Origin of the sequence: Streptomyces sp. Je 1-79, from assembly GCF_025195125.1 — a bacterium.
GTDB lineage: Bacteria > Actinomycetota > Actinomycetes > Streptomycetales > Streptomycetaceae > Streptomyces.
In genome coordinates this window covers 321,156-342,924 of the sequence record NZ_JAMGSL010000007.1, presented here as the reverse complement: position 1 = coordinate 342,924, position 21,769 = coordinate 321,156, and the positions used below count along the sequence as shown (strand labels likewise).

Here is a 21,769-nt window from a genome sequence, read left to right as displayed (position 1 = left end):
GTCGGGGGGCGTAGAACGAGGCCTTAGAACGAGGGCTTAGAACGAGGGCGTGGAACGAGCCGCGTGCCGAGCAGCGAGGAAGTGGACATGCGCGTACTGGTCGCCGAGGACGAGGAGGTCCTCGCGGAGCTCGTCGCCACCGGGCTGCGACGGGCCGGGTTCGCCGTCGACACCGTCTACAGCGGCGACGCGGCGCTCGCCTACCTGGGCCTGCACGACTACGACGTCGTCGTCCTCGACCGCGACCTGCCCCGCGTCCACGGCGACGACGTCGCCCGTGCCCTCGTCGCCAGGACCGCCAGGACCCGGATCCTGATGCTGACCGCCTCGGCCTCCACCGAGGACCGTGTCGAGGGGCTCGACCTCGGCGCCGACGACTATCTGGGCAAGCCCTTCGAGTTCCCCGAGCTGGTGTCCCGGGTGCGCGCCCTGCGGCGGCGCAGCTCCCGGCCCGTACCGCCGGCCCTCGAACGGGCCGGGGTGGTGATGGACACCGTGCGGCGCACCGCGGCGCGCGACGGACGGGCGCTCGACCTGTCGCCGAAGGAGTTCTCCGTGCTCCAGATCCTGCTGGAGGCGGACGGCGCCACCGTCTCCGCCGAGGAGCTCCTGGAGCGGGCCTGGGACGTGCACACCGACCCCTTCACGGGTGCGGTACGGGTCTGCATGAGCAAGCTGCGCGGGAAGCTCGGCGAGCCCGCGCTGATCCGGACCGTGCAGGGCGTGGGGTACGCGCTGTGAGCGCCGGTCTCCTCGGGGCCGGGTCGACGATCCGGACGCGGATCGCGCTCGTGTACGGAGGCGTCTTCGTCGTCCTCGGCGGGTGCCTGCTGACGATCGTGAACCTGCTGTCCCGCGCCGGTACGGAGGGGGAGGCGGACGCCATCGCCGCGCGGGTACGGGTCGTGGCGCCGTTCGAGACCGTCACCGCGTACCGGCTGAGCGACGACGTCAGCCGGGCCGCCGGCGAGCAGATGCTCATGTGGTCCTGCCTCGCCCTCGTCGTCATGGCCTTCGGCGCGGTCGTGGTGGGCTGGTGGACGGCGGGGCGCGTGCTGCGGCCGGTTCACGAGATGACGGAGCGGGCGCGGCGGCTCTCGGAGCGGAACCTGCACGAGAAGATCGGTGCGAGCGGGCCCGACGACGAGCTGAAGGAGCTCGGCGACACGATCGACGCGCTGCTCGGGCGGCTGGAGGCGGCGTTCGACAGCCAGCGGCGGTTCATCGCGAACGCCTCCCACGAGCTGCGGACCCCGCTCGCCACGCAGCGCGCCGCGATCCAGGTCGGGCTCGACGACGCGAACGAGGTCAAGCAGGTCCTGCTGGACAGCAACCGGCGCAGCGAGCGGCTCATCGAGGGGCTGCTGGTGCTGGCCCGGAGCGAGCGGGGCCTGGAGGAGCGGGAGGACGTGCCGCTGCGGGCCGTGGTCGCCGAGGAGTGCGAGACGTACGGGGTGGCGTTCGGCGGGGAAGCGGGGGGCCGTGGGGGTGGGGGAGGTGCCGGTCGGACCGACGCGCGTGGTGTCGTACGGGGGAGCCGGGTGCTGCTCGGGCAGCTTGTACGGAATCTCGTCGCGAACGCCGTCGCGTACAACGTGCCCGGAGGCTCGGCCGAGGTGCGCGTGGACGGGGGCGTCGTGACCGTCGTCAACACGGGGCCCGTGGTGCCCGCCGACGAGGTGCCGGGGCTCTTCGAGCCGTTCCGCCGTGGTGAGGGGCGCGACCGGATGGGGCCGGGGGCGGGGCTCGGTCTGTCGATCGTGCGGTCGATCGCGGTGGCGCACGGGGGGACCGTGGAGGCCGTGGCCCGTACGGAGAAGGAGGGCGGGGGCCTGGTGGTGACCGTGGCGTTGCCGGTCACCACCAGGCGCGCTGTGTGCCCTGGTCAGCCTTCCCAGGTGGAGAGCAGCCCGCGGTAGAAGTCGGCGTGGGCGGTCTCGGACGGGGTCGGACCGGCGAGGTGGTGGCCGGTACGGGGGGCGGTGAGCTTACGGAGGTAGTCGAAGGCCTTGCCGTCCTCCTCGCCCCACGCGACGAACTGCCAGTGGATCGGGCGCTCGGCGGCCTCGGCGAGCGCCTGGGTGGCGGCCGTCCTGGACTCGGGGGCGCCGTCGGTCTGGAAGACGACGAGGGCGGGGCGGGTGGGGTCGGTCTTCTCGTGGTGCGCGAGGACCTCTTCGACGGCACGGTGGTAGTTCGTGCGGCCGAGGCGGCCGAGGCCCGCGTTGATCTCGTCGATGCGGCCGTCGATGCCGGCGGGACGGAGTTCGGCGGTGCCGTCGATGTCGGTGGAGAAGAAGACGGCGGTGACGGTGGCGTCCTCGGTGAGGTGGGCGGCGAGGGCGACGGTCTGCTCGGCGAGACGCTGGACGGAGCCGTCCTTGAAGTAGCCGCGCATCGAGCCCGAGCGGTCCACCACGAGGTAGACGGCGGCCCGCGCGCCCGCGATCCCCCGCTCCCGGAGCACGCCCGCGGCGGCCTCGTACGCCTCGACGAGCTGCGGCGCGTCGGCCTTGAGCGCGGTGAGCGCGGGGGCTTCGGCGGGGGTGGGCTCGGTGGCCTCGGCCACGACGACGGCCTGCGGCTCGTCGACCGTGACCGGTTCGTCGGCCGGTTCGTCGGCGGGGGTGGCCTCGGCGGCCTCGGCCGCGACGGCTTGCGGTTCGTCGACGACCACCGGCTCGTCGGCCACGACCGATTCTTCGGCGACCGGAGCAGCGGCCTCGGGCTCGTCCGCCGGGGTCGCTTCGGGCTCGTCCGCGACGGGCGCCTCGTCCGCGACCGGCTCGTCCTGCGCGGCCTCGGCCGGTGCGGCCGACTCCTGCTCGTCCGCGGCGGGCGCTTCGGCGACTTCCGCGACCGCAGGGGTCGACTCCTCGGCGGCCTCGGCCTCCGGCTCCTCCGCGACGGGCTCCTCGGCGGCCGGCGAAGCCTCCGCCTCCGCAGCGGTCTCCGTGACGGCGGGGGCCGCCTCTGCCTCGGCCGCTGCCGGGCTCTCGTCCACGGGCTCCTTCGTGGCCTGCTTGGGCAGGTCGACCACGTCCGCCGCGGGCGCCTCGACGGGCTCCTCCGCCACGGGCTCGTCGACAGCCGGAGCCGCCTCGGCCTCGGCCGCCTCCGGCACGGCGACATCGGCAGCCGGCTTCTCCGCCTCCGCCTCCTCCGCGGCCGTCGGCTCCTCCGCCACGGCCGCGGCCGTCGGCTCCTCCGCCACGGCCTCCGCGGCCGCCGCAGGCTCCTCCGCGGCCGTCACCGACGCCGCGTCCTCCGTCGTGTCACCGGTCGCGGTCGTGGTCGCCGTCGCATCCCCCGACGTCTCCTCCGTGCCCCGGGGCGTCCTCGCCGCCGGGACCTTCGGGTTGTCGAAGGCCGCCGCCACCAGGTCGTCCGCCGCCCGCTGGGTCTCGTCCTGCGCGGGGGGCTGCGTCGTGGCGGCGTCCTCCTGGCGGGACGGGGCCGCCTGGGCCGGGACGGAGGTTGCCGGGGAATCGGCGGGCTGTTCCGCACGATCGCGTCCGAACACCTTGCGCAGCAAGCTCCGAATGCCCATGGGCGAGGCCTTTCGCATGAGTTGGGTGCGGTGAATGTCCGTACTGGTAGGAATCATCCCTGGCCAGGGCGGACACGTAAGGTTAGCGGCCCCGGGTGTGTCGCCCCCGGCGCCCCAACCGGAGCCGGATTCGGAGCCGCCGCAGGCCCCGTACCGCCCCGGATTCGAGGCCGCCGCGCGCCCCAAGCGGACCCGGAAGGGCGGCCCCCGGACGTCACCCGAGGCTCCGGAATCGTAGCGTCGTGGGCCCCTTCCCTGGCCGGAAGCGATACCGCCGCGTGTCCCGAACCGGCCCTGAAACGGACCCCGTTTCCGCTCATTCATGCGGCGTTCACTTCAGCGCCTCCCCCGTGCAGAGGTGTGCACATAACGTCACCGCCGGACGGAATCCCGACACCATGTCGGGACCATGGGGCGGCGCACCACGCGCCGGAGGAGGACCAAGTGCGCAAACTGCTGCCGCTGCTGAGCACCAACCCGCACGGAGGCGGCCGTTCCGCCCTCACCTGTCGGTTCCGGTGCGGAGACGCCTGCTTCCACGAGGTGCCCAACACCAGCGACAACGAGTACGTCGGTGATGTCATAGCCGGCGCTCTCTCCCGCCGTTCCATGATGCGCGCCGCCGCCGTCGTGACCGTCGCCACCGCCGCCGGCAGCGCCGTCGTCGGCTCGGGCGGGAGCCCCGCCGTCGCCGCCGGCCCCGCCGGCGACGCCGCCTCGGCCGCCGCCAAGGGCGCCTACCGGCCCGACGGCGCCCGTGGCCTGCGCTTCACGCCCGTCGCGCCCAACACCGCCGACCAGGTCACCGTCCCGGCCGGCTACGGGCAGAACGTCGTGATCCGCTGGGGCGAGCCGATCCTCCGCGGCGCCCCGGCCTTCGACGCCGACAAGCAGACCGCCGCCGCCCAGGCCGGGCAGTTCGGGTACAACAACGACTTCCTGAGCCTCCTCCCCCTCCCCGGGGAGCGGGGCCGCCAGGTCCTCGTCGCGAACCACGAGTACACCGACGAGATCCTGATGTTCAAGGGCTACAGCGCCGAGAACCCGACCCGCGAGCAGGTCGAGATCGCCTGGGCCGCCCACGGTTTCTCCGTCGTCGTGGTCCAGGAAGAGAATCGTTCCGGCAAGCTCACGCCCGTCACCAGGCACCCGCTCAACCGCCGTCTCCACACCACCAGCGAGTTCGAGCTGACCGGTCCCGCCGCCGGCTCGCCGCTGCTGCGGACCTCCGTCGACCCGACCGGCCGCAAGGTCCTCGGCACGCTCAACAACTGCGCCGGCGGCACCACCCCGTGGGGCACGACGCTGCACGGCGAGGAGAACTTCAACCAGTACTTCGCCAACGGCTCCAGCGCCACCGACAAGCGGTACGGCATCGGCACCGGCGCCTCCGAGCGCAAGTGGGAGCGGTTCGACAAGCGCTTCGACCTCGCGCAGGAGCCGAACGAGGTGCACCGCCAGGGCTGGGTCGTCGAACTCGACCCGTACGACCCCGAGTCCGTCCCGAAGAAGCGCACCGCGCTCGGCCGCTTCAAGCACGAGGCCGCGCAGCCCCGCCTCACCGCCGACGGCCGCCCGGTCGTCTACATGGGCGACGACGAGCGCTTCGACTACTTCTACAAGTTCGTCTCGTCGAAGCGGATGATGAAGGGCGGCTCCCGCGCCGCCCACGCGCACAACCTCACGCTCCTCGACGAGGGCACGCTCTACGTCGCCAAGCTGACCGGCGACAGCCCGGCCGCCCAGATCGACGGCACCGGCAAGCTTCCGAACGACGGCGAGTTCGACGGCTCCGGCGTCTGGATCCCGCTGGCCACCGGCGATGTCTCGCACGTCGAGGGCATGACCGCCGAGGAGGTGTACGTCTTCACCCGCCTCGCCGGTGACAAGGTCGGCGCCACCAAGATGGACCGCCCCGAGGACGTCGAGCCGTCCCCGCGCTCCGGCCGCGTCTACGTCGCGCTCACCAACAACACCGACCGCGGCAAGGCCGGCAAGGCCGGCGCGGACGAGGCCAACCCGCGCAACCTCAACAAGCACGGCCAGATCCTGGAGCTCGCCGAGCACTGGGACGACCCGGCCTCCGACGGCTTCGCCTGGCGGCTCTTCCTCGTCGCGGGCGACCCGAACGACCCGGCCACGTACTTCGCCGGCTTCCCCAAGGAGAAGGTCTCCCCGATCTCCTGCCCGGACAACGTCGCCTTCGACCCGCACGGCAACCTGTGGATCTCCACGGACGGTGCCCAGCTCGGTTCGCACGACGGCCTGTTCGGTGTCGCCACGCAGGGCGAGCGGCGCGGTGAGATCAAGCAGTTCCTGACCGTCCCCAGGGGCGCCGAGACCTGCGGCCCGATCATCCAGGACCGTCGTGTCGTCGTCGCGGTCCAGCACCCGGGCGAGCTCGACGGCGCCTCCGTCGAGAACCCGAAGTCGCAGTGGCCCGACGGACCCGGCAGGATCGTCCGCCCGTCGGTCGTCGCCGTCTGGCGCAAGGACGGCCGCGACATCGGCGTCTGAGCCGCGTGAGACGTGGTGTGGGGGGCGTGGCACCGCCCCTCACACCACCCCCAGGCCCTCCCTGAAACGTACGATCTGCTCCTCCGGCTCCCCCGTGTACGCCCACGGCACCCATGTCGCACGGGTGCCGAGCATCCCGAGGATCTCGCGCGCCACCTCCACCTGGCCCGCGTAACAGGCCGCGTGCGCCAGATAGTTGAGGTCGGGCACCTCCTCCGGCGCCACCGGGCCGCCCGGCTCGCGGCCGCCGATCCAGCGCTCGTGCGTACGGCGCAGTTCGTCCACCGCCAACTCGTGCTTCCAGTGCTGGTCGAAGCCGCGCACCGGCCCCCGGCCGAGCGCCCCGTCGGCGATGTAGCGGTACTCCTCCACCCGCGCCACCTGCACCAGGACCGGCAGCGGCGAACCGGGCGGCGCCACCCCCGCCGCGTCCCGCGCGAAGTCGTACATCGCCCCGTGCGTGCCGTGCCACCGCGCGGACCAGTAGCGCATCACCTGGGCGTGGCCCTCGGTGTTGTACGGGTCACGGCGCCGCAGCTCGTCGAACCACTGCCGCAGTTCGCGCCGCGGCACCCCGCCCTCGTACAGCCGCGCCACCGAGAGCAGGGAGACCCACGGCATCGGGTCGGCGGGCGCGGCCTCCGCGGCTCCCAGACACGCGTCGACGGTCGCGTCGACCCGTCCCCGGTCCACGGCCGTTCCCCGGCCGGCCGCGATCGCCGTGTCGAAGACCCGCACCACCTCGGTCGCCGCCCGCAGCACCGCCGCGTCCGGACTGTCCGGCTCGGCCGCACGCCACGCCTCGACGGACGAACTGCCCGCGGCGGCGTGTGCGAGCAGCCGCACGCGGTGCGTCCGGCGCGCCCAGTCCTCGCCGGTGTCCCGCAGCAGATCCCGTACGCCCTGCCAGCGGCCGATAACGATGTCGTGCCGCGCCTCCGTGAGGGCGCGGTCCCCGAAGTCCGGGTCGAAGACAGGGGTGAAGCGGGCAGCGCGGGCCGAGCGCGCCGATCGGCGGAGAGCGGCCATCCAGGTCCTCCCTCGGAAGCCAGGAACCAGTAGTCGGAACCAGTCGGAACCAGTAGTCGGAAGCCGGAAGTCGGGAACCAGTAGTCGGGAACCAGTAGTCGGGAGTCGGGAGTCGGGAGTCGGGAGTCGGGTGGAGAGGGGCGGGCCGGGGCCCGGGCCCGGGGTCAGAAGTCGGTGGAGAGCGATTCGTCCGAGCGGCGGGCGCGGGGCGCCGTCCGGCCGAAGGGCTCCGCGGCCGCCAGCGCGCGCACCGCGTCGAGCCGCGCGGGCCGGTAGTACGCGCTGCCCCGGCGCCAGTACACGAGCATCGGGACCACGCCGGCGAGCAGCCCGCCGAGGCCGATGACCCGGGCCGTGGTGGACAGTTCGCCGAGCGACTCGACGAACGCCCACAGCATGAACGCCGCGCCGAGCAGCGGCCAGACACCGCCGACCAGGAAGTTCCGTACGGAGGTCAGGAGCATCCTGCGGTACGCGACGACGGCGGCGATGCCGGCGAGGCCGTAGTAGAACGCGATCAGGAGGCCGATCGCGGACACGGCGTCGCTGAGGATCCGGCCCATCGAACCGGCTGCGGCGGCCGCGCCGAACATCAGCAGCGCCGCTCCCCCGACCGCGGCGATCGCCACCCACGGGGTGTTCCAGCGCGGGTGCACGGTCCCGAGAGCGGTCGGCATCGTGCGGTCGCGGCCCATCGCGAAGAGCGAGCGGGTCACCTGGATGAGGGTGGTCTCCAGGGTGGCGACCGTCGACAGCAGCACCGCCACGACCAGCAGTTTGCCGCCGACGCCCGGCCAGATCTCCTGGCCGAGGACGGCCAGGACGTTCGCGCCCGCGGACTCGATCTGGCCCGAGGTCAGCAGCACGTTGACCGCGACCGTGAACGCCTCGAAGACCAGGAAGACGACGCCGACGCCGACCAGCGCGGCGAGCCCGGCCGTGCGGCGGCTGTCGCGGGTCTCCTCGCTGAGGTTGCTGGTGACGTCCCAGCCCCAGTAGTAGAACGCGGCGATCAGCGCGCCCGAGGCGAAGCCGGCCGGGCCGTCGAAGTGGCCGAGGCCGAACCAGGACCAGTCGAACGCGGTGGCGTGGCCGCGGTGCAGGAGGGCGACGAGGATGAAGGCGACGAGGATGAACATCTCGACGCCCGACATGATCAGTTGGGCCCGTACCGTGAGCCGGGCGCCGCCCAGGACGACGAGCAGCATCATCAGGAACCACCCGGCGCCGACGGCCGCGGCGAGCGGGGTGTTCCCGGCGAGTTCCGGGTCGAAGAGGGAGAGCGTCAGCGCGCCGGCGGGGAGCGATCCGGCGACCATGAACACGGTCGCGGAGACGACGAGGGCCCAGCCGGAGAGGAAGCCGAGGAAGGGGTGGAGGGTGCGGCCCACCCAGGAGTATCCGGCGCCGGCGTTGACGTCGATCCGGCCGAGGCGCGCGTAGGCGAGGACGATGCCGAGCATCGGTATCGCGCAGTAGAGCAGCGCTGCGGGTCCCGCCAGCCCGACCGCGCCGAAGAGCACGGCCGTGGTGGCGGCAAGGGAGTAGGCGGGCGCACTGCCCGCGACGGCCATGACAATGGTGTCGAAGGTCCCGAGAACATTGGGCTGGAGCCCTCTGCCGGTGGTCGTGCGCATGGCGGCTGTCCTTGGGGGCACGGGGGGCGGTGCAGGACGAAGTGACCGTGCCGCCGAGTCGGTTGTTCGCAGGACCGCGCACGGATCAAGGTGAATCGAGCGCATCGTAGTCGCATAGACGGATTCCGGTAACGGCGGATGGAACGTTCCGTTCTGTGACCGCCGGTAAGGGCATCCGTACGCCCCCGCAGGGGCGTTTTACCCCGGCGCCGCACGGGGAGTGGCGATGGCCCGGGCCGCCGTCACCTCCTGGCGGAGCGCGGCGAGCGCCCCCTCGTCGTCGCCGGTCAGCTCCGCCCGTACCTCGACGAGCACGTCCGTTCCGCGCAGCCCGTCGGCGAGCTCCCGCAACTGCTGCTCCAGTTCGGTGACTTCCGCCGGATCGGGTGGCGGGGCGCCGTGGTCGACGCGGACCCGGGCGGCGGTCGTGGCGTCGACGATCCGCTCCACGGCGACGACCAGCGGCCACCAGGCGGAGGCCACGGTGCCGGTCGGCGGCGGTTCGGTCAGGGCGCGCTGGAACTCGGAGCGTACGGCGGACAGATCGCGGTACAGCTTCCGCCGGGCGCGCAGGCGGGCGGCCGGGTCCTCCTGCGCGGGCGGGCAGAACGCCTGCGCAAGGTAGGCCGCCGAGTCGGCGACGGAGTCCGCGAGCCGGTCGCCGATCCGGCTGTGCCAGGACTCCGGCCAGAGGAGGTAGCCGGCGACCAGCGCGATGCCGCAGCCCAGGAGGGAGTCGTAGAGCCGGGGCAGAACCAGGTCGAAGCCCTGCAGGTTGAGGAGGTCGGAGAGCAGCAGGATGACGGGGGTGATGGCCGCGGTCTGGAAGGCGTATCCCTTCGCGGAGAAGGCGGGGATCAGTCCGGCGAGCACGACCGTCACCGGTACGTACCACCAGCCGCGCGGCACCTCCGCGAAGACGAGCGCGGCGGTGACCAGCCCGAAGGCCGTGCCGGCCGCGCGGAGCACGGCCCGGGAGAAGACCGAGCCGAAGTCCGGCTTCAGGACGAAGGTGACGGTGAGGGCGACCCAGTACGAGCGGGGTACGTCGATGACCGAGACCACCGCCTGGGCGAGGCCGATGCAGAGCGCGAGCCGCAGCCCGTACCGCCACGAGGCCTCGGAGAGCAGGACGCCGCGGACCACCCGGCGGGCCCGGACCCGCAGGGCGGCGGGGCGGCCGAGGCGGTCGTCCACGTTGTAGGGGTTCGGCTCGGCCTGGTGGACGACGGTCGCCGCGTGGCGCAGGGCCTGGTCGACGGCCTTCTCGGCGGGGCGGGTGGCCTCGGGGAGGTCGAGGACGGGGGTGTCGGTGCGGCCCGCCTCGACCGCGTCGGCGAGTGCGCGCACGGCGGCGGGGACGGCGGGAGACAGGGGCCGGTGGAAGCGGCGTGCGGCGACGTGGGCGGCCGGGGCTGCCTCCACGAGGGCGATGACGGCGTTGAGCTGGGCGAGCAGCCGGACGAGGATCGGGGCGCGGCCGTGTTCGCGGGTGCGGCGGGCGAGGACGAGGTCGTACGACTGGTTGAGGGAGGCGGTGACGTCCTGGCGTCGCTCGTCGTACGCGTCCGTGCCGGCGGCTTCGAGGACGTCGGCGACGGCCCGGTAGGTGCCGGCCACGGCGGTCCGCTCGGGGACCCCGCCGCGCAGGGGCCAGCCGAGCAGGGTCAGGACGAGGACGACGACCCCGCCGAGCCCGAGCAGTAGGGGCGGCTTCCACCAGGGGTCGGGCATCGGCAGGCCGGCGCCGACGACCGCGTTGAGGAGCAGCAGCAGACCCGACACGGAGGCGACGGCGCCGATCGAGGAGATCATCCCGGAGACGAGGGCGATCAGGGTGAGTACGGCGACGGCGAGCCATCCCTCGCCGTACACGAGGCTGCCGAGGGTGACGCCGAGGGCGCCGAAGAGCTGGGGGACGGCGATGTTGTAGAACCGCATCCGGTACGCGTCGGCGGTGTCGCCGATGACCCCGGAGAGGGCGCCCATCGAGACCAGGGCCCCCTCGACGGGCCGGTCGGCGGCGAAGCCGACGGCGAGCGGGGCGGACATCGCGACGGAGGCGCGGGCGACGGCGGCCCAGGGGATGGGCGCGGGGGCCGGGCGGAGCCCGGCGGTGAGCCAGCGGGGTGGGGTGAGCCGCGCGGGACGTGCCATGGGCTCACGTTACGTGGGTCGGGGGCGGGTCTTCGGCAGGCGGCGTCAGCTGCGGTAGCCCTCCACCTCGGCGGCCGGGCGGACCGCGGCCGTGTCCGGGTCCTCGCCGAACTCGGCCTTCGCGCGGCGCTGGCGCAACAGGTCCCAGCACTGGTCCAGTTGCACCTCCAGCTCGGCGAGCCGCGTGCGCTCCTCGGGGAGCAGCCCGCCCATCCGCTGCCGGAGGGCCCGCTCCTCCTCGACGAGGGAGCCGATGTTCGCCAGGATCTGCTCGTCGTCGTACATCCGGTCCATGGTTCCAGCGTCGCCGATCAGCGCCCGGCGTGCAGGTCGAGGTCGGCGAGGACGGCCCGGTGGTCCGATCCCGCGAGGTCGAGGAACCGCACCCCGCGCACCCGGAAGTCGTCGCTGACCAGCACGTGGTCGATCTGTACGAACGGCGGCACGGACAGTTCGCGCGGCCAGGTCGGTGTCCGGGCCGCGCCCGCGAGGCGGGCGGCGTCGTGCAGCCGGCCCGCGTCGAGGACGGCGCGGAACGAGGCGTGGTCCTGGGAGGCGTTGAAGTCGCCGGCCAGGAGCACCGGGCCGCTGTCGCGGTGCGCGGCGGCGAAGTCCTCCACCCGCCCCAGCTCGCTCTTCCAGAGGCCGACCTGGCCGGGGACGGGCGGCAGCGGGTGCGCAAGGCGGAGCTCGACGTCCCGGCCGCCGATCCGGGCGGTGGCGCCCGGCATGCCCATGGCGGCGGGGATCGGGGGCCGGGGGGTCAGCGGGTGGGCGCTCAGGATCAGGGAGCCGGTCGAGCCCTCGCCGTCCACGACCGTCCGGTGGGGGAGGGCTGTGGCCAGGGCGGAGGTGAGGGCTCCGGCACAGGCGCGGTCGCACTCGGAGACGTAGACGATCCGGGGACGCTCCCGCCGTACGGCCTCGGTGAGGGCGGTCGTCGCCTCGCCGAACTCGACGTTGGCGGCGAGCACCCGGAGCCGTTCGACGACGGGGCCGCGGGCGGTGGTGGTGTCCGGCCCGTACGGCAGCGTGAACCAGGCGGTGCCGGCGAGGACGAGGACCGCCCACCCGGCGAGCAGGCGCCGCCGGGCGGCCAGGGCGAGCAGCGCCGCGAGGAGGGCAGGGAGGGTGAGCCAGGGCAGGAACGACAGCGCCTGCGGTACGGGGGTCAGCGCGTCGCTGTCGAGGAGCCGGCAGCCGGTGACCATCGTCGGTACGGCGACGAGCAGGCCGGCGGCCCAGGCGGCGAGGCGCCGTCCGGGCCGTAGGGGTGCCGGGGCGGGCCGGGGCCCGGGCGGGGACGACGCGTGAGGTGCCAGGACGTGCTCCACACGGGTCAGTGTCGCAGCGCCTGGTTGATGTCCGCCTTCGTCTCCCCCGTGAGGGTGCGATTGCTGCGCGCGGTCCCGGTCTTGGACTTCCCGGGCTCCACGGCGTCGATGTTCAGGACGACGGAGTCCAGCAGATTGCCGCCGCCGTCCCGGAAGTTGACCCAGACGGTGTAGTCGGCGTTCGCGTCCGTGGGGTTGGTGGCGGTGATCTCGGCGGTGGTCCGGTCGCCGTCCGTCTTCGTCGGCCCGGCCTTGACCTCCTCGGTCGCCTTCACCCCGTCCTTGACCGCGTTCATCTTCTCCTGGGCGGCCGAGGCGACGGCCGCCGTGGCGGTGGAGACGATGTCCTGCGCCTTCTGCTGGTTCTCGTCGGTGCACCCGGCGACGCCGGTCACGGCCGGCGCGAGGAGGGCGGCGGCGCAGACGGCGCGGGCGAGGGTCCGGGCAGGGGTCCGGGTGGGGGCGGGGGTCCGGGTGCGGGTCCTGGTGGGGGTCACACCCTGTCCTTGCCGAAGGAGGTGTCGTCCGTGGCGAGCGCCCAGATCACGAAGATCGAGATGGCCATGGAGAACAGTGCCCACCACGGGTGGTACGGCAGGAAGAGGAACTGGGCGATGACGTTCAGGGAGGCCAGGGTGATGCCGCCCATGCGCCCCCACTCGGAGCCCTTGAGGATTCCGGCGCCGGAGACGGCGACGAGGATGCCGAGGATGATGTGGATCCAGCCCCAGCTGGTCAGGTCGAACTTGAAGACGTAGTCGCCGACCCGGGTGTAGACGTCGTCCTCGGCGATGGCGGCGATGCCCTGGAGGACGTCCAGGATGCCGATGACCAGCATGAGGACACCGGCGAACAGGGTGCCGCCGGCAGCCCAGGCGCCGCCGGAACCGGTGCTGGGCGGGCGGGGAGGTGCGGTGTTCTGGCTCATGGGCCCATCGTGCGACGGCCCGTCCGGCAGCGACCGTTCAACTGAGCCGTCCGGGTGACGCGGGTGTTGGAGAGCCGGGGAGACGGCTCCGGAGGGGGCGTTTCAGGGCCTCAGAGGGACGTTTCGGGGCCTCAGAGGGAGTCGAGGAACGCGGCGAGCGCCGCGTCGAACTCCTCCGGCCGCTCCAGGTTCGGCATGTGCGCCGCCCCTTCGACGACCACCAGCGTGGAGTGGGGCAGCGTCGCGTGCATCGCCTCCGCGTCCGATACGGGGGTGTACGCGTCGTCGCGGCCGACGACGACCAGCGCCGGTACGGAGACCCTGGCGAGCACGCCCCGGTAGTCGGGCCGCTCCGCCCGGCCGCGCAGGGCCGCGGCGGCGCCCGCCGGGTCGGTGGCGCACATCATCCGGTGCACATGGGGCGCGGCGTGCGTGTTGTACGGGGCGACCATCCGGTCCAGGACCTCGTCGGCGTACCCCCGCATGCCCTCGCGCAGCAGCCGCTCGGCGAGCGCGTACCGGCCGGCCCTGCCCTCCTCGGTCTCGGCGGAGGGGAACGTGTCGGCGAGGACCAGACCGCGGATCCGGCCGGGGAAGAGGCGGTAGCACTCCATGGCGATCTGCCCGCCCATGGAGAGCCCGCCGAGGACGAACTCCTCGATGCCGAGGCGGTCGAGGAGCGCGGCGAGGTCCTCGGCGAAGACGGAGAGCGGGGTGGTGCCGGGGACGACGGTGGTGGCGCCGTAGCCGCGCAGGTCGGGGGCGACGACCCGGTGGCCGGCGGAGAAGCGGTCGATCTGGTGCCGCCACATCGTGCGGTCGAAGGGGTGGCCGTGGACCAGGACGAGCGCGGGGCCCGTGCCCTTGTCCTCGTAGCCGATCGTGATTCCGTCGATCTCTGCGGAAGGCATGGTCAGAGGCTAGGCAGACGTCCCTTCTCGGTGCAATGAGATCCTTTGCTCTCGGTGCAATGCCGGATGGCGACGCGTGTGGTGCGAGAGGACGGCCGGCCCGATGGAGGAGTACCGCCGGATCGCGGACCGGGTGGCGGAACGGATCGCGGACGGGCGGCTGCGCCCCGGCGACCGGCTGCCTCCCCAGCGGGTGTTCGCCCGTCGTCACGGGATCGCCGGTTCGACCGCGATCCGCGTGTACGGAGAGCTGGCCCGCCGGGGCCTGGTCGTCGGCGAGGTCGGCCGGGGCACGTTCGTACGGGCGGCTCCGCCGCCGCCCGGGGCCGCGCTCGCGCTCGCCGAGGCGACGGGGCAGGCCCCGGTCGACCTCCAGCTCAACTACCCGGTGGCGGAAGGCCAGTCGGAGCTGATGGCGCGAGCCCTGGGGTCCCTCGCCCGCGCCGACGTGCTGGGCGCGGCGACGAGCCGTCCGGCGGCGGCCGCGGGCACGGCGGAGGCGCGCGCCGCCGCGGTCCGGGTTCTCGCGCGGCCCGGCTGGGAGCCGGACCCCGACCGGGTGCTCTTCGCGGGCAACGGGCGCCAGGCCATCGCGGCGTCGCTCGCCGCGCTCGTCCCACCCGGAGGCGCGCTGGGCGTCGAGGAGTTGACGTATCCGCTGGTCAAGTCGGTGGCGGAGCGGCTCGGGGTACGGCTGGTGCCGATCGCGCTCGACGAGGAGGGGATGCGGCCGGACGCCCTGGAGGCCGCCCGTCGCACGGGGCCCCTCTCCGCCGTGTACGTCCAGCCCACCCTGCACAATCCGCTCTCCCTGACGGCGGGTCCGCGGCGGCGGGCCGAACTGGCGGCCGTGCTGCGGGAGTCGGGGCTGACCGCGATCGAGGACACCACCTGGGCGTTCCTGGTGCCGGACGCCCCCGCGCCGCTCGCCGCCCACGCGCCGGAGCACGTGGTGCTGGTGGACAGTCTCTCGAAGCGCCTCGCGCCCGGGCTGACCGTCGGCCATCTCGTGGCGCCGGAGGGCCGGACGGAGGCGCTGGCGCGGGCGCTGCGCTCCGGCGCGTGGACCGCCGGCGGTCTGGCGCTCGCGGCGGCGACCCGGTGGGCGGCGGACGGGACGGTGACGGAGGTCGTGGCGGCCAAGCGCGCGGACGCGGCGGCCCGGCACGCGCTGGTCCTGCGGCATCTGGGCGCGTACCGGATCCGCACCTCGCCGCACGCGTACTACTGCTGGTGGGAGCTGCCGGCGCCGTGGCGGTCCGAGACGTTCGTGGCCGCGGCGGCGGAGCGCGGCATCGCGCTGACCGGGGGCGAGGCCTTCGCGGTGGGCGGCCGCGGGGGTGGCGCCGCCTTCGCGGGGGGCGGCCGCGGTGCGCGGGACGCGGTGCGCGTGGGGCTGGCCTCGCCGGCGCTCCCGGTCCTGGACGACGCGCTGCGACGGCTCGGTGCGCTTGCCTCGGAAATCCTGGACATCTAATATCCAGAACATGAGGATGAACGAGGGCGTCGAATGGGCGCTGCACAGCTGCCTCAACCTGGCCTGGATCGGGCCGGAGCGGGCGGTGACGGCGGCGCGGCTCGCGGCGTACCACGAGCTGCCCGCCGCCTACCTCAACAAGCAGCTCCAGGCCCTCTCCCGGGCCGGGATCGTCAGCTCGGTCTCCGGGCCCAAGGGCGGTTTCCGGCTGGCGCGGCCGCTCGACCGGATCACCCTCATGGACGTCGTCGCGGCGATCGAGGGCCCGGAGGAGGCGTTCCGCTGCTCCGAGATCCGGCAGCAGGGGCCCGGCGCGGGACCGCCCGGGAGCTATGCGGCCGAGTGCGCGATCGCGGGGGCGATGGGGGCGGCGGAGCTGGCGTGGAGGCGCGAGCTGGCGGCCCGCACGCTGGATGACGTACGGCGGCGGGCGGAGCTCCAGGCGCCCGCGGCCCCGGAGCGCATCCGCCACTGGTTCGCCAACGTCTGAGTCGCATCGGTTCGTTCGAGGCGCCCTCCCGGCCGGGAGGGCTTTTCAAGGGGGTGATTCTGGATGTTGAATATCCAGGTTGAACCGGGGGTGCCGACGGCTCGCGGGGCGTGGGCCCGCGTCGGGGCCGTCACGCTCGGCATCTTCACCGTGATGACGGCGGAGCTGCTGCCGGTCGGTCTGCTCACCCCGGTCGCGGCCGAGCTGCGGGTGTCCGCCGGCACGGCGGGTCTGATGGTGACCGTCCCGGGCCTCGTGGCGGCCGTCTCCGCCCCGCTGATCGCCCTGCGGGCGGCCGGGACCGACCGGCGCACGGTCCTCGTCGCCCTGATGGCGCTCGTCGCCGCCGCGAACCTGGCCACCGCCGCCGCCGGACACTTCGCGGTCGTCCTCGGCGCCCGGGTCCTCCTCGGTGTCGCCATCGGCGGCTTCTGGGCCCTCGCGGGCGGTCTGGCGCCCCGGCTCGTCCCCGCCTCCGACGTGGGGCGGGCCACGGCCGTGGTCTTCGGCGGGGTCTCGGCGGCCTCCGTGCTCGGCGTCCCGGCGGCCACCACGGCGGCGGAATGGACGGGCTGGCGGGGGGCGTTCGCCGGAGTGGGGGTGGTGGTGGTGGCGACGGGGGCTCTCGTGGCACTGCTGCCCCGCCTGCCGGGCCCGCACCGCGCCCCCGGAACCCGCGCCGGGGCCGTGGGGCTGCTACGCGACAACGCGCGGGCCGGCGCCGGGCTGTTGGGACTCTCCCGTGACAACGCGCGGGCCGACGCCGGGCTGTTGGGACTCTCCCGTGACAACGCGCGGGCCGGAGCCGGGCTGTTGGGACTCTCCCGCGACAGCGCGCGGGTCCGCACCGGGTTGCTGGGGCTCCTCCGTGACAACGCGCGAGTCCGCGCCGGGCTGGTCCTCACCCTCCTCCTGGTGACCGGCCACTTCCTTGCCTACTCCTTCGTACGGCCCGTGCTCGCCGAGCACGTCCACGTCTCCGGGGAACTCGTCGGAGTGCTCCTCCTCGGATACGGAATCGCGGGCGTGGCGGGGAACTTCCTCGCCGGCCCTGCGGCCGGCCGCTCCCCCCGTCGTACCCTCGCCGTCCTCGCCGCCGGCCTGACCGCCGCGCTCCTCGCGCTCGCCCTCGCCGGCGGAACCGCCCCGGCCGGTGCCGCGCTGCTGCTCCTGTGGGGGCTGGCCTACGGCGGCGTCTCCGTCGGCCTCCAGGCCTGGTTCATGGCCGCCGCACCCGAGGACGTGGAGACGGCGACCGGTCTCCACGTCAGCGTCTTCTGCCTCTCGATCGCGCTCGGCTCCCTCCTCGGCGGGCTGCTCGTCGACGCGACCACGCTCACCGCGGTGCTCCGCACGGGCGCCGCGCTCACCCTGGCCGCCTGCCTGGCGGCCGTACTGTCCGGAAGGAAGCACACCTCATGACCGGCACCGACCAGCGCACGATCACCAACCCGGCCACGCTGCACGACCCGTCCCCGTTCGGCTACAGCCACGCTGTCTCCGCGCCCGGTGAGGCGGTCTTCATCGGCGGCCAGTACGCCTCCGACGAGACCGGCGCGCCCGTCCCCGGGGACTTCGCCGCCCAGGTCGAACTTGCCTTCACCAACCTCCGGCGCGCGCTGGAGGGCGTGGGGCTCGGCTTCGAGCACGTGGTGCGCCTCGGCTCGTACATCGTCGATCACGACCTCGCGAAGCTGGAGGTGCTGGGCAAGGCGCTGCACGGCGCCTTCGGCGACCGGCTGCCCGCGCAGACACTGAGCGGCGTCGCCGCCCTGGCACTGCCCGGGATGCTCTTCGAGATCGACGCGGTCGCGGTCCGTCCGCCGCGCTGACCCGGAGACCGGGGCCCGGCACCGGCCGGGACCCCGGCCGGTCCCCCGGTCCGGTTGCGGTCGCGGGGGCTCCGGGTGTGCCCTAGAGGGTGCAGGGGGGCGAGAGTGAAGGAGCTCCTGCCATGGCCGCACACGCAGCGGTGCCCGCCCGGAGGCACCTGAGTACACACGGCTGGGGTCTGCCCCTCACGCTGGGCTTCGCCTACGGCTTCTACGCGGCGGCGATCGTGCGCGGCGGAGGCGTCATCGACTGGGGCGAGGTCGTCCTCGGCATCGTCTCCGGAGCCGTGCTCGCCGGGGCCGTGTACGCGCTGCGCCGGTGGGGCAAGGTCCTGCCGCGCGAACCGCACGCGGTGGCCTGGGGCGTACTCGCCGGAGGCGCCGTCGGCTTCCTCTTCAGCCTCTCGAACCCGAGCGTGCTCTCGGCCACCATCCTCGGCCTGATCATCGCCGCCGGGACCACCGCGGCCGCGTTCTACTGGCTCTACACGCACGAGGACGTCCCGGCCGCCGGGCGCGCTCCGGCCCGTCGGCGAGCGTAGGCGACCGTCACGGCGACGAGCAGCGGCGCCCATGCCGCCAGAGGCAGGTAGCAGGCGTGGAGCAGGGCCTCCTGGACCGGCCCGTCGATGTGGGCGCCGGGCGAGTCCGCGCCGATCCCCGCGAACGCCACGTACGTGTACCAGCCCGTCAGGGCGAAGAGCCCGGACGCCCCGCCCAGCGCGGCGGCCGTCGCGCCGCGCACGGGGACGGGCCTCCCGCCGACGAAGGGCAGCCGGCGCGGGAACACCTCGCCCCAGGAGCGGACCAGGCCGAGCGTGAGGAAGGCGAGCAGCTCGGCGACGACGGTCAGGACGATCTGGTACGCGTTCTGGGCGAGCCCCGGGTCGTCGACGCGGGCGACGGGCAGCCCCAGGGTCAGGGCGATCCGCCAGACCCCCGAAGGGAGGACGATCAGCGGTACGGCGTGGGCGGCGAGGGCGGCCCAACGGGGCACGCCGGGCAGGGCCTTGATCTTCGGCATGGACCTCAGCCTTCCGCCGGGGCGGGGGCCGGGGCGTCGGCGCGGTGGTCGGTCCCTCTCCGCCGGACGGGGGAGATCGGGTCGTTCTCTGGCGTCCGGGACGCGTCCGTCGGAGACTGGGTGGAACGGACCGCATCCGGCAGCCGGGAGGCATGCGCATGACCGACCTCGCCATCGAGACCGAGGGCCTGGTCAAGGTCTTCGGCACGAACCGTGCCGTCGACGGGATCGACCTGCGCGTCCCGGCCGGCACCGTCTACGGCGTCCTCGGCCCCAACGGCGCGGGCAAGACCACCGCCGTCAAGATGCTCGCGACCCTGCTGCGGCCCGACGAGGGCCGGGCCCGGGTCTTCGGCAACGACGTCGTCAAGGACGCCGACACCGTGCGCGGCCGGGTCAGCCTCACCGGCCAGTACGCCTCCGTCGACGAGGACCTCACCGGCACCGAGAACCTCGTCCTGCTCGGCAGGCTCCTCGGCCACAGTCGGCCCGCCGCCCGGGACCGCTCCGCGCAGCTGCTCGCCGCGTTCGGACTCGCCGAGGCCGCCGACAAGCAGATCAAGAACTACTCGGGCGGCATGCGGCGCCGTATCGACATCGCCGCGTCCATCCTCAACACCCCCGACCTGCTCTTCCTCGACGAACCGACGACCGGGCTCGACCCGCGCAGCCGCAACCAGGTGTGGGACATCGTCCGGGCGGTCGTCGCCCAGGGCACCACCGTCCTGCTCACCACCCAGTACCTGGACGAGGCGGACCAGCTGGCCTCCCGTATCGCCGTCATCGATCACGGAAAGGTGATCGCGGAGGGCACGAAGGGCGAGCTGAAGGCCTCGGTCGGCTCGGGATCGGTGCACGTACGGCTCCGGGACCCCGAGCAGCGCCCCGAGGCCGAGCGGGTCCTCCGGGACGCCCTGAAGGCCACCGTCCAGCTGGACCCCGACCCGGTCGCGCTCACCGCCACCGTCGACGGCCACGGCACGGACCTCGGCGCCGCCGAGCAGGCCGCGCGGGCCCTGACGGAGCTGGCGCGGGCCGGGATCACGGTCGACAACTTCGGGCTCGGCCAGCCCAGCCTCGACGAGGTGTTCCTGGCGCTGACGGACAGGAAAGGAACGACGGCATGACCACCGTCACCACCGGCAAGGACACGCAGACCACCGACACCCTCGACTTCGTCGCCCCCAGGGCGGACGAGCTCGCGGCGCTGCTCGTGGGGCAGTCCCGCCCGCCGCGCCCCAGCGCGCTCTCCGCGTCGATGACCTTCGGCTGGCGGGCCATGCTGAAGATCAAGCACGTGCCGGAGCAGCTGTTCGACGTGACGGCGTTCCCGATCATGATGGTGCTGATGTACACGTACCTCTTCGGGGGCGCGCTGGCCGGCTCGGTCTCGGCGTACATCCAGTTCCTGCTGCCGGGCATCCTCGTGATGAGCGTCGTGATGATCACGATGTACACGGGTGTCTCGGTCAACACGGACATCGAGAAGGGCGTGTTCGACCGCTTCCGGACGCTGCCGATCTGGCGGCCGGCCCCGATGGTCGGGTATCTCCTCGGTGACGTCGTCCGCTATCTGATCGCCTCGGCGGTCATGCTCACCGTCGGCATGATCATCGGCTACCGGCCGGACGGCGGGGTGGTCGGCGTCCTCCTGGGCGTCGCGCTGCTGCTGGTGTTCTCGTTCGCGTTCTCGTGGATCTGGACGATGTTCGGGCTGATGCTGCGCAGCGAGAAGTCGGTCATGGGCGTCAGCATGATGGTGATCTTCCCGCTGACGTTCCTGTCCAACGTGTTCGTCGACCCGAAGACGATGCCCGGCTGGCTTCAGGCCTTCGTGAACAACAGCCCGGTGACGCACCTGGCGACGGCGGTACGGGAGTTGATGGCCGGGAACTGGCCGGCGGCGGACATCGCCTGGTCGCTCGGATGGTCCGCGCTGTTCGTGGTGGTCTTCGGCGCGATCACGATGCGGCTCTACAACCGCAAGTAGTCACTGCACGTGGTCACTGCCCCCGCGGGGTGGTCTGCTGGACCGCCCAGCGGTTGCCGTCCGGGTCGGCGAAGTAGACGAAGGAGCCCCAGGGCTGGTCGTCGATCTCGCTGACCTCGATGCCCCGGCCCTTGAGGTCGGCGTGGGCCTCCTCGATGTCGACGACGACGACCTGCATGTTGTCGAGGGAGCCCGGGGCCATCTCCGTGATGCCCTTGCCGAAGGCGATCGAGCAGGCCGATCCCGGCGGCGTCATCTGGACGAAGCGGATGTCGTCGCTGACCGGGATGTCGTGGTCGGCGTGGAAGCCCACCTTCTCGTAGAAGGCCTTGGCCCGGTCGATGTCGGTGACGGGGACGCCGATCAGTTCGAGTTTGATGTCCATGAGGGCATTTTGCTCCCGGCGGGCCCCGGGCGCATGACAACGCGTCACACGCCCCGGACCACCACCACCGGACACGGCGCGTGCTGGGCCACGTTGGTGGAGACGGAGCCCAGGACCGCCGCCTTGAAGCCCGCGTGGCCGCGGTCGCCGACGACCAGCAGGGACGCGCCCTTGGCCTGGTCGATCAGGGCCTGGGCCGGGTTGCCGCCGACGACCGTGCGGGTGACGGCGGCGGCGACCTCCGGGGCCAGCGCCCCGGCCAGGGCCTCGTCCAGGATCTGATGGGCGAGCTGCTCCGGGTCGAAGTCCGGCGGTACCCCGGGCGCCGCCGCCCAGGACGCGGGGTACTCCCAGCCGATCACCGCCTGGAGCTCGTCCCCGGTCAGGGCGGCCTGCCCGGCCGCCCACCGCAGCGCCTTCAGAGCGGGCTCCGAACCGTCCACGCCCACCACGATCCTGCCGGCCATCTCGATCTCCGTTCGTCGTACGGCACATCTGCCCCCAACGT

General features: G+C 73.5%; 22 protein-coding genes. 10 read left to right on the top strand and 12 right to left on the bottom strand.

The window, feature by feature from the left end:
* Positions 1 to 87 precede the first annotated feature (87 nt).
* On the top strand, positions 88 to 741 hold the full coding sequence (locus M5362_RS16765; protein ID WP_260228350.1) for a response regulator transcription factor: 654 nt from the start codon (positions 88 to 90) through the stop codon (positions 739 to 741).
* The gene (locus M5362_RS16760) at positions 738 to 1,919 is read left to right on the top strand and encodes a cell wall metabolism sensor histidine kinase WalK (RefSeq protein ID WP_260228349.1); all 1,182 of its coding nucleotides are present in this window, start codon (positions 738 to 740) and stop codon (positions 1,917 to 1,919) included. The genes M5362_RS16765 and M5362_RS16760 overlap by 4 nt, the downstream gene beginning before the upstream one ends.
* Here M5362_RS16760 and M5362_RS16755 read toward each other — a convergent pair.
* On the bottom strand, positions 1,886 to 3,550 hold the full coding sequence (locus M5362_RS16755) for a VWA domain-containing protein (RefSeq protein WP_260228348.1): 1,665 nt from the start codon (positions 3,548 to 3,550) through the stop codon (positions 1,886 to 1,888). The genes M5362_RS16760 and M5362_RS16755 overlap by 34 nt on opposite strands.
* Positions 3,551 to 3,994: 444 nt before the next feature.
* Here M5362_RS16755 and M5362_RS16750 point away from each other — a divergent pair, with 444 nt between their 5' ends.
* Complete coding sequence (locus tag M5362_RS16750) at positions 3,995 to 6,067, top strand: PhoX family phosphatase (RefSeq protein WP_260228347.1); 2,073 nt, start codon at positions 3,995 to 3,997, stop codon at positions 6,065 to 6,067.
* Between the two features lie 39 nt (positions 6,068 to 6,106).
* On the opposite strand, the gene M5362_RS16745 is transcribed toward M5362_RS16750, so the two are convergent.
* The 8 genes from M5362_RS16745 to M5362_RS16710 all read right to left on the bottom strand — a co-directional run bounded on the left by M5362_RS16745 (position 6,107) and on the right by M5362_RS16710 (position 14,063).
* Positions 6,107 to 7,096, bottom strand: coding sequence for a hypothetical protein (locus tag M5362_RS16745; RefSeq protein WP_260228346.1), 990 nt, complete (start codon positions 7,094 to 7,096; stop codon positions 6,107 to 6,109).
* Positions 7,097 to 7,260: 164 nt separating this feature from the next.
* On the bottom strand, positions 7,261 to 8,733 hold the full coding sequence (locus tag M5362_RS16740; protein ID WP_260228345.1) for an APC family permease: 1,473 nt from the start codon (positions 8,731 to 8,733) through the stop codon (positions 7,261 to 7,263).
* 198 nt (positions 8,734 to 8,931) lie between these two features.
* Positions 8,932 to 10,890, bottom strand: coding sequence for an FUSC family protein (locus tag M5362_RS16735; protein WP_260228344.1), 1,959 nt, complete (start codon positions 10,888 to 10,890; stop codon positions 8,932 to 8,934).
* Between the two features lie 45 nt (positions 10,891 to 10,935).
* Entirely contained in the window at positions 10,936 to 11,175 is a 240-nt protein-coding gene (locus tag M5362_RS16730; RefSeq protein WP_260228489.1) for a DUF2630 family protein, read from the bottom strand.
* Positions 11,176 to 11,201: 26 nt separating this feature from the next.
* On the bottom strand, positions 11,202 to 12,224 hold the full coding sequence (locus M5362_RS16725; RefSeq protein ID WP_260228343.1) for an endonuclease/exonuclease/phosphatase family protein: 1,023 nt from the start codon (positions 12,222 to 12,224) through the stop codon (positions 11,202 to 11,204).
* A 5-nt stretch (positions 12,225 to 12,229) separates the two neighbouring features.
* On the bottom strand, positions 12,230 to 12,721 hold the full coding sequence (locus M5362_RS16720; RefSeq protein ID WP_260228342.1) for a hypothetical protein: 492 nt from the start codon (positions 12,719 to 12,721) through the stop codon (positions 12,230 to 12,232).
* Positions 12,718 to 13,152: a hypothetical protein gene (locus tag M5362_RS16715; RefSeq protein WP_260228341.1), complete on the bottom strand. Its 435-nt coding sequence runs from the start codon at positions 13,150 to 13,152 to the stop codon at positions 12,718 to 12,720. Before M5362_RS16715 ends, M5362_RS16720 begins: the two co-directional genes overlap by 4 nt.
* Positions 13,153 to 13,283: 131 nt before the next feature.
* The gene (locus M5362_RS16710) at positions 13,284 to 14,063 is read right to left on the bottom strand and encodes an alpha/beta fold hydrolase (RefSeq protein WP_260228340.1); all 780 of its coding nucleotides are present in this window, start codon (positions 14,061 to 14,063) and stop codon (positions 13,284 to 13,286) included.
* Positions 14,064 to 14,166: 103 nt separating this feature from the next.
* Here M5362_RS16710 and M5362_RS16705 point away from each other — a divergent pair, with 103 nt between their 5' ends.
* The 5 genes from M5362_RS16705 (at position 14,167) to M5362_RS16685 (ending at position 18,404) form a co-directional block, all read left to right on the top strand.
* The gene (locus M5362_RS16705; RefSeq protein ID WP_260228339.1) at positions 14,167 to 15,540 is read left to right on the top strand and encodes a PLP-dependent aminotransferase family protein; all 1,374 of its coding nucleotides are present in this window, start codon (positions 14,167 to 14,169) and stop codon (positions 15,538 to 15,540) included.
* A gap of 16 nt (positions 15,541 to 15,556) precedes the next feature.
* Entirely contained in the window at positions 15,557 to 16,030 is a 474-nt protein-coding gene (locus tag M5362_RS16700) for an Rrf2 family transcriptional regulator (RefSeq protein ID WP_260228488.1), read from the top strand.
* A 63-nt stretch (positions 16,031 to 16,093) separates the two neighbouring features.
* On the top strand, positions 16,094 to 17,452 hold the full coding sequence (locus tag M5362_RS16695) for an MFS transporter (protein ID WP_261366025.1): 1,359 nt from the start codon (positions 16,094 to 16,096) through the stop codon (positions 17,450 to 17,452).
* Positions 17,449 to 17,862, top strand: a complete 414-nt coding sequence (locus tag M5362_RS16690) for a RidA family protein (RefSeq protein ID WP_260228337.1) — start codon at positions 17,449 to 17,451, stop codon at positions 17,860 to 17,862. The genes M5362_RS16695 and M5362_RS16690 overlap by 4 nt, the downstream gene beginning before the upstream one ends.
* Positions 17,863 to 17,984: 122 nt before the next feature.
* Complete coding sequence (locus M5362_RS16685; protein ID WP_260228336.1) at positions 17,985 to 18,404, top strand: hypothetical protein; 420 nt, start codon at positions 17,985 to 17,987, stop codon at positions 18,402 to 18,404.
* On the opposite strand, the gene M5362_RS16680 is transcribed toward M5362_RS16685, so the two are convergent.
* Positions 18,347 to 18,886: a hypothetical protein gene (locus M5362_RS16680; protein ID WP_260228335.1), complete on the bottom strand. Its 540-nt coding sequence runs from the start codon at positions 18,884 to 18,886 to the stop codon at positions 18,347 to 18,349. The two genes, M5362_RS16685 and M5362_RS16680, sit on opposite strands and share 58 nt — an antisense overlap.
* A 158-nt stretch (positions 18,887 to 19,044) precedes the next feature.
* Between M5362_RS16680 and M5362_RS16675 the strand changes: the two genes are divergently transcribed.
* A complete protein-coding gene (locus tag M5362_RS16675; RefSeq protein WP_260228334.1) occupies positions 19,045 to 20,013 on the top strand; it encodes an ATP-binding cassette domain-containing protein in 969 nt (322 codons plus the stop codon).
* On the top strand, positions 20,010 to 20,876 hold the full coding sequence (locus M5362_RS16670) for an ABC transporter permease (protein WP_260228333.1): 867 nt from the start codon (positions 20,010 to 20,012) through the stop codon (positions 20,874 to 20,876). Before M5362_RS16675 ends, M5362_RS16670 begins: the two co-directional genes overlap by 4 nt.
* A gap of 13 nt (positions 20,877 to 20,889) precedes the next feature.
* On the opposite strand, the gene M5362_RS16665 is transcribed toward M5362_RS16670, so the two are convergent.
* Both M5362_RS16665 and M5362_RS16660 read right to left on the bottom strand, forming a co-directional pair.
* A complete protein-coding gene (locus tag M5362_RS16665) occupies positions 20,890 to 21,261 on the bottom strand; it encodes a VOC family protein (protein ID WP_260228332.1) in 372 nt (123 codons plus the stop codon).
* Positions 21,262 to 21,305: 44 nt separating this feature from the next.
* A complete protein-coding gene (locus M5362_RS16660; protein WP_260228331.1) occupies positions 21,306 to 21,728 on the bottom strand; it encodes a universal stress protein in 423 nt (140 codons plus the stop codon).
* Between the last annotated feature and the right edge of the window lie 41 nt (positions 21,729 to 21,769).

Bases quoted from the DNA above. Each gene is read 5' to 3' on its own strand.
- M5362_RS16660 (WP_260228331.1), bottom strand. From the start codon at position 21,728: ATGGCCGGCAGGATCGTGGTGGGCGTGGACGGTTCGGAGCCCGCTCTG.
- M5362_RS16755 (WP_260228348.1), bottom strand. From the start codon at position 3,550: ATGGGCATTCGGAGCTTGCTGCGCAAGGTGTTCGGACGCGATCGTGCG.
- M5362_RS16740 (WP_260228345.1), bottom strand. From the start codon at position 8,733: ATGCGCACGACCACCGGCAGAGGGCTCCAGCCCAATGTTCTCGGGACC.
- M5362_RS16765 (WP_260228350.1), top strand. From the start codon at position 88: ATGCGCGTACTGGTCGCCGAGGACGAGGAGGTCCTCGCGGAGCTCGTC.
- M5362_RS16715 (WP_260228341.1), bottom strand. From the start codon at position 13,152: ATGAGCCAGAACACCGCACCTCCCCGCCCGCCCAGCACCGGTTCCGGC.
- M5362_RS16685 (WP_260228336.1), top strand. From the start codon at position 17,985: ATGGCCGCACACGCAGCGGTGCCCGCCCGGAGGCACCTGAGTACACAC.
- M5362_RS16700 (WP_260228488.1), top strand. From the start codon at position 15,557: ATGAACGAGGGCGTCGAATGGGCGCTGCACAGCTGCCTCAACCTGGCC.
- M5362_RS16745 (WP_260228346.1), bottom strand. From the start codon at position 7,096: ATGGCCGCTCTCCGCCGATCGGCGCGCTCGGCCCGCGCTGCCCGCTTC.
- M5362_RS16670 (WP_260228333.1), top strand. From the start codon at position 20,010: ATGACCACCGTCACCACCGGCAAGGACACGCAGACCACCGACACCCTC.
- M5362_RS16710 (WP_260228340.1), bottom strand. From the start codon at position 14,063: ATGCCTTCCGCAGAGATCGACGGAATCACGATCGGCTACGAGGACAAG.
- M5362_RS16665 (WP_260228332.1), bottom strand. From the start codon at position 21,261: ATGGACATCAAACTCGAACTGATCGGCGTCCCCGTCACCGACATCGAC.
- M5362_RS16675 (WP_260228334.1), top strand. From the start codon at position 19,045: ATGACCGACCTCGCCATCGAGACCGAGGGCCTGGTCAAGGTCTTCGGC.
- M5362_RS16735 (WP_260228344.1), bottom strand. From the start codon at position 10,890: ATGGCACGTCCCGCGCGGCTCACCCCACCCCGCTGGCTCACCGCCGGG.
- M5362_RS16695 (WP_261366025.1), top strand. From the start codon at position 16,094: ATGTTGAATATCCAGGTTGAACCGGGGGTGCCGACGGCTCGCGGGGCG.
- M5362_RS16690 (WP_260228337.1), top strand. From the start codon at position 17,449: ATGACCGGCACCGACCAGCGCACGATCACCAACCCGGCCACGCTGCAC.
- M5362_RS16730 (WP_260228489.1), bottom strand. From the start codon at position 11,175: ATGTACGACGACGAGCAGATCCTGGCGAACATCGGCTCCCTCGTCGAG.
- M5362_RS16705 (WP_260228339.1), top strand. From the start codon at position 14,167: ATGGAGGAGTACCGCCGGATCGCGGACCGGGTGGCGGAACGGATCGCG.
- M5362_RS16680 (WP_260228335.1), bottom strand. From the start codon at position 18,886: ATGCCGAAGATCAAGGCCCTGCCCGGCGTGCCCCGTTGGGCCGCCCTC.